A 4,505-nucleotide genomic window follows, 5' to 3' on the forward strand; every position below is an offset into this window, starting at 1 on the left:
AACGGTATCGTAAATGTTTCCGCTAAGGATAAGGGAACCGGTAAGGAGCAGCACATCACCATTACCTCCGGATCCAACATGTCCAAGGAGGATATTGATAAGGCGGTAAATGAAGCTGCACAGTTCGAAGCAGCGGATAAGGAGAAGAAGGAAGCTATCGAAGTAAGAAACGGAGCGGATTCCATCGTATTCCAGACCAAGAAGGCTCTTACCGACGTGGGAGATAAGATTTCCGACAGCGATAAGGCAACTGTGGAAGCTGACTTAAAGGCTTTAGAGGATGTTCTTGCAGCCAATCCTTTGGAGGGAATTACCAAGGACGGTGCAGAGCAGATTAAGGCGGCACAGGAGAAGCTGATGCAGTCCTCTCAGGCACTTTTCACCAAGGTGTATGAGCAGGCTCAGGCAGCAGGTGCAGCCGGTGCCGGAGCGGCAGATGCAGGAGCAACTGCTTCTGAGGGCCAGAGCGGTAACGCTGACGACAATGTAGTCGACGGAGACTTTAAGGAAGTGTAATTCGATAAATTTTCCGGAGAAGACAGGCTTAAGCCTGTCTTTTCCTGGGATTTAAAGGAGAGGAAAATATATGGCAGAAAAGCGTGATTATTATGAGGTGCTGGGGGTAGATAAAAATGCCGATGATAGTGCCATTAAAAGAGCCTATCGAAAGTTGGCAAAGCAGTACCATCCGGACTCTAATCCCGGAGATGAAAGTGCCGCAGAGAAATTCCGGGAAGCTTCGGAAGCCTATGCGGTATTGTCCGATCCGGAGAAGAGAAAGGCCTATGATACCTATGGCCATGCGGCCTTTGATCCGAACTCCGCAGCGGGAGCAAGCTCCGGTTTCGGCGGTTTTGATTTCAGCGGCATGGATATGGGAGATATTTTCTCCGAGTTTTTCGGGGGAGGCTTCGGTTCCTCCTACGGTTCTTCCAGAAGAAGATCCAATATGCCGGAAAAGGGAGCCAATATTCGTGTAGGACTTCGTATTTCCTTTGATGAGGCTATTAAGGGTGTAAAGAAGACCATTAAGATTCGCTATAAAGATACCTGTAAGACCTGTAACGGTTCCGGAGCTAAGCCGGGAACGGAAAGACAGACCTGTCCCCGTTGTAACGGTGCAGGTCAGGTAAGAATGACCCAGCAAAGCATCTTCGGTACCATTCAGCAGGTAACCACCTGTCCGGAGTGTCACGGAGAGGGAACAGTGGTTAAGGAAAAATGTCCGGATTGCCGTGGAGAAGGCTACATCAACACGGAGAAGAGCATGGAAATCGCTATTCCTGCGGGAATTGACGATGGACAGGCCATTCGTAAGTCCGGAGGCGGAGATCCCGGAAGAAACGGCGGCCCCAGAGGTGACTTACTGGTAGAGGTATCCGTTAGCGACCACCCCTTCTTTAAGAGACAGGGCGTAAACATTTACTCAACAGAAGCCATCAGCTTCCCCAAGGCAACCCTGGGTGGAAGCACCATTGTGAAGACAGTGGATGGACCGGTGGAGTTAAAGATTGCTCCCGGAACCCAGTCCGATACCAGAACCAGACTACGGGGTAAGGGCGTTCCATCCTTGCAGAACCCCAACGTAAGAGGCGACCACTACGTAACCTTAGTGGTAGAAACCCCGAAGAAGTTAAACAAGAAACAAAAAGAAGCCCTGAAAGCCTACGCCGAAGCCTGCGGAGAGAAGGTAGACTAGCGAGGGTAAACGGAAAATTCATAAGAGAAGCGAATAATGCAGTATGGTCTGTAATAGGGGCAATCTGAGCCCGTCAGTACTTACTGAAAGCGAGCAAAGCGAAGCTTGAAGTTAGTACTGCTACGAAGGCGAAGTTAGCGAGAGCGTGCCCCGATTACAGACCATACTGCATTAGAGCGTATTTATATAATGAATACTGCCCTTCAATACATAGGATTAGGCGAGTGACAGTATACTCCCATTTCAGGCCTATATTGTTGAAAGCTAACGATAGCTGTTTTTATTTCCGTAAATTCACTAATACATTCTTCCAAACTGACGATATTGATTAAAGCGGAATCATGGAGGAGAGTAACTCCTACCATTTCACGAGAATTTTCCTGAGATAGAGGAATGACAATTTCAAGGAGGAAGAATGGAAAACACACAGGAAAACGGGTTAAGCCCAAAGGAAGCTGCTGTTAAGACACAGGCAGGCGGGGGCCAGGAAAAGCCGGGCTCCAAGGCTTTTAAGAAAGCTCCGGGAGTAAAGCCGGGACAGAAGGCAAAGGCTGTAAAGGGTAAAAGGAGAAGCAGCCTGGCAGGAAGAATTTCTGCATTGGTTTGCGTATCCATGTTGGTAGTCTTTGTGCTGGCGAACATTGTTCTGCTGAAGGCGGTAGGAAAATCCTTTGATAAGATTAATCAGGATTACTTACTTTCCACTACAGCGATGAATGTGGAAAAAGCCAGAAAGTCCATTACTTTAGCGGAGAACGCTGCAAGGGCAATCAGCGAGCACTTGGATGAAATGTATAACGAAACCGATAACGGTGCGGCAACAGTTCCCAGTCTTTTAAAAGACACCGTTCACTTAAGTGAAAGAAGATCCTTTGAAGAAAAATATTTACTGGATTCTGTTTGGGAAATGATTCGTCATGATGAACACATTATGGGTGCGGGCGTTTTCTTCGAGCCAAATGCGTTCCAGCAGGGTGAGCCGGAATACGCTATGTATTTAGGAAGAGATAACGGAGATGAGAACAAGCGTTTCTACAAGTTCCTGGACTACAAATTCTATGGAAACGGAGCGGAAGAGTACTACACCAAGGTTTCTCAGGAAAAGGTAAGCCATGTGGTAGACCCCTTCGTATCCTCTATTACCGGGGAGACCATCTTCGTATTGGTTGTACCCGTACTTCACAACGACCAGTTTATGGGCGCTGTAGTGGTTGACTTAAATGTTAAGATGTTTGATTCTCTGGGAAAAGATAAGTCCGGAGAAGGTGCTAAGACCTTCTTTGATGTTATCAATAAGGATGGTAAGTTCGTATATAGCTCCAATCCTGATGCGGTAGGAAAGAATCTTGCAGAATATGTTGGAGAAGAGACCTTTAAGAATGACATCCAGAGCAAGTTTGACGGAGAGAGTATCTTCCACATTCAGGACGGTCACCGCATTCGTTACTTTGCACCGCTCACCATCTATGGAACAGACTGGTATGTGCAGTCCGCAATGAGCTTAGACCTTTACAACCAGGGTAAGAACCAGCTCTTTGTTGCTTTGGCTGTTGCAGAAGTTGTTTTGTTTATTCTTTTACAGGTAATTCTTTTCACAGCACTGAAGAAGTCTCTTAGTCCTCTTGGAAAGCTGGCAGAGGAAAGTGACAAGCTGGCAGAGGGTAACTTCGACATTAAGGTTTCCTATGCCCAAGAAGATGAAATCGGTCGTCTGGTAAAGAGCTTTAACAATATCGTAAAGCGTCTGACCTATGTGGTATCCGACTTACAGGCGAAGCTTGGAGCATTTGCTCAGGGAGACTTTGCAACAGAAATTAAAGAAGATGAGAACTATAAGGGAGATTTCCGCCCAATTCTGAATTCTTTACAGGAGATTTCCACAAGCTTGAATAGTACTTTGAAGAATGTACACACTTCCTCTTCCGAGGTAAGCAGCAGTGCGGAGCAGGTAAGCAGCATGGCCCAGAGAATTTCCGAGGGTACTACCAAGCAGGCATCTTCCATTGCAGAGCTTTCCAAGACCATGGAAGATATTACAGAGCAGATTCGTCATACCACAAAGCAGGCTGAAAAGGCGCAGCAGCTTGGTGTTGTCAGCGGCTCTCATGTAGAAACCAGTAACCAGAAGATGACTGACATGCAGGGCGCAATGGAAGAAATCACCGAGAAGTCCAAGGAAATCAGTAAGATTATCAAGACCATCGATGATATCGCCTTCCAGACCAATATTCTTTCCTTAAATGCAGCTATCGAGGCGGCAAGAGCAGGAGAGGCCGGAAAGGGCTTTGCGGTAGTTGCGGATGAAGTCGGCAATCTGGCAAAGAAGTCTCAGGAAGCAGCTCAGAATACTTCTCTTCTGATTGAAGAGACCATTGGTGCAGTACAGAAGGGTGCTAAGTTCACCGAGGAAACTGCGGAAGCTTTACACTCCGTATCCGAGAGTACCAACCAGGTTAATGATTTGATCGGAGAAATCTCCAAGGCTTCCGAAGAGGAATCCGCAGGCGTTAGTCGCTTGAGTGACGGTCTTCAGGAAATCTCCGCTGTAGTGCAGGAGAACTCCGCAACAGCAGAGGAAAGTGCTGCAACAGCAGAGGAGTTATCCGCTCAGGCTAACCTGATGAACGACCTTGTAGATAAGTTTAAGGTTAGATAATAGAGAAATCTGTTTATCGATATAAGCTTTAGCTTAAGATTATAAAATGGAGCATAGAGAATGGCATTATTGCCATTACTCTATGCTCTATTTTTTTAATGGACTTTAGCCAGTATCGGAGCTGACATTTGAAAAATGTTAGCTCTGATA

3 protein-coding genes are annotated in these 4,505 nt (G+C 46.6%); all 3 read left to right on the forward strand.

The annotated features are described in order from the left end of the window. Positions 1-516 (forward strand): Hsp70 family protein (locus tag RYL27_RS11055; RefSeq protein WP_314967182.1); only part of this gene is annotated, 516 nt, incomplete at its 5' end. A gap of 70 nt (positions 517-586) precedes the next feature. Continuing rightward, positions 587-1,699: a molecular chaperone DnaJ gene (gene dnaJ / locus RYL27_RS11060; protein WP_007156522.1), complete on the forward strand. Its 1,113-nt coding sequence runs from the start codon at positions 587-589 to the stop codon at positions 1,697-1,699. Between the two features lie 415 nt (positions 1,700-2,114). Beyond that, positions 2,115-4,355, forward strand: a complete 2,241-nt coding sequence (locus RYL27_RS11065; RefSeq protein ID WP_314344766.1) for a methyl-accepting chemotaxis protein — start codon at positions 2,115-2,117, stop codon at positions 4,353-4,355. Positions 4,356-4,505: the final 150 nt, after the last annotated feature.

The organism is Oribacterium sinus (assembly GCF_963537195.1).
In the GTDB taxonomy this organism is placed as follows: Bacteria; Bacillota; Clostridia; order Lachnospirales; family Lachnospiraceae; genus Oribacterium; species Oribacterium sinus_A.